Here is a 1,817-nt window from a genome sequence, read left to right as displayed (position 1 = left end):
GACCCGATACGGGTGACCGGCCCTTCACGTTTCCGCACTCCGCGGGCGCGGGGAATGCGGATATCCCGCACGGGATGAACCGCCCGTCGAAAGAAATGCGGGGCGGCCGCGATTTCCGGCCCGCGGCCATTTCCGAGGCGTTGTTCGTTTCGTGTGCCTGGGCCGGGCCGGGTCGGCCGCTCCCCCCGGTTCCTCGGCCTCGGCCGCAGTCACGTGACGTCGGGGCCGCGGTCGCTCAGGAGCCCGCGGTCCGCAGCTGCGCGTGCATCGCGCACACCCCGTCAGGGGAGCCGGCCGGACCTCGACCGCCCGGGGAGGGACCCGCGGCGGGCGCTGCCCGCGCGCTCATCTACCATGTTCGTTCACATACTGATCGAGTGTAAATATGAATATCGGTTGAAGAAGTGGCATCTACGGGATCGAGAGTGTTCTCAAGGAGTGGCGGCGGCGACAAGCCCGCCGCGTGGCGTCGACCACGGGTCGTGCTGTGGGTTGCGACCGGTGTGCTGGCCCTCGGGTTCCTGGTCGCACTGGAGATCGCCGCCCGCCACTACGGCGTACCCGGACCGATCACCGACCAGGCGCGCGAGGTCGTCTTCGCGCCGCGCTCGGGCACGGTGCTGTACGCCGGCATGACGCTGGTCCTGGTGGTGCTCGGCTGGCGCCAGCGGTTCATCGCCGTCGGTGCCGCGATCGGCATCGACCTCGTCTTCTGGCTCGTGCGATGGGCCGTCGGCGCCGAGATGATGTTCGGCAACGGGGCGCTGCTGGTGACCCTGGCCTGCGCCGTCATCGCCGTCACGCGCCGCACCGGCCAGGACCGTGCCCTGCTCCTGAAGGGCGTGAGTCTGGCCCTGCTGCTGGTGGCCGGCCGCAAGACCGGCTACACCTGGCTGCTGATCACGTCGAAGACGCGCCCGATGGTGCTCGACCAGTACGTGGCGACCGCGGACCACGCCCTCGGCAACCCGTCGTGGGTGGCGGGCCGGATCGTCGAGGCCACCGGCACCGTCGGCTTCCGCGTCCTCGAGTTCGTCTACATCCAGCTCGCGGTGATGGCCGTCGTCGTCGCGCTCTACCAGCTGCGCAACGTGGCGGTCGAGCGCCGCTTCCCGGGCCACCACCTGGTGCGCACCTTCCTGGCCATCGGGCTGCTCGGACCGGGGATCTACATGCTCTTCCCGGTCGTCGGACCGATCTTCGCGTTCGGCGGCGACGGCGGCCACTGGGCCGTGGCCGACCTGTGGCCCCACACGCCGACGCAGGTCGCCACCCCGCACCCGATGCTCTTCGACGGGGTCACCCCGCGCAATTGCATGCCCAGCCTGCACACCGCGTGGGCCACCGCGATCTTCATCCACTCCCGCAAGGGCCCGTGGGCCCTGCGCGTCGCGGGCCTGCTCTGGCTGATCGCGACGCTCGGCGCCACGCTCGGCTTCGGCTACCACTACGGCGCGGACATCATCGCCGGGGTCGTGTTCACGGTCACGATCGAGACGGCGCTGCGTGCGCACGACCGCGGCTGGGACCGGTCGGGAGTCCGGCTGGTCGTCCACGGCGCCGTGGTCTTCGTCGCGCTCTTGACGTCGTACCGCTACCTGCCGCTGGAGATGGCCACGTACCCGTGGGTCTTCGGGCCGCTGCTCATCCTGGCGGTGGCCTCGGTGGTCTACGGCTACGTACGGACCACCCGGCAGTGGGAACGGACCGCCGCGCCGGTGCACCTGCCGCAACCGCGCCGCGAACGGGCGCCCGAACTGGTGTGAGCCGCCGGGCGCACCGGCCACGCACCGTGCGGGCAGGGGGGACCCCCACGG

1 protein-coding gene is annotated in these 1,817 nt (G+C 71.2%); it reads left to right on the top strand.

The features are described 5' to 3' along the window. Window positions 1–425: 425 nt before the first annotated feature. Complete coding sequence (locus ACFXA3_RS42020) at window positions 426–1,766, top strand: phosphatase PAP2 family protein (protein ID WP_385196705.1); 1,341 nt, start codon at window positions 426–428, stop codon at window positions 1,764–1,766. Window positions 1,767–1,817: the final 51 nt, after the last annotated feature.

This window comes from Streptomyces sp. NPDC059456 (genome assembly GCF_042750055.1).
Taxonomy (GTDB): Bacteria; Actinomycetota; Actinomycetes; order Streptomycetales; family Streptomycetaceae; genus Streptomyces.
Note: the sequence above shows the minus strand (reverse complement) of the source record. Positions and strands in the feature narration are given on the sequence as shown.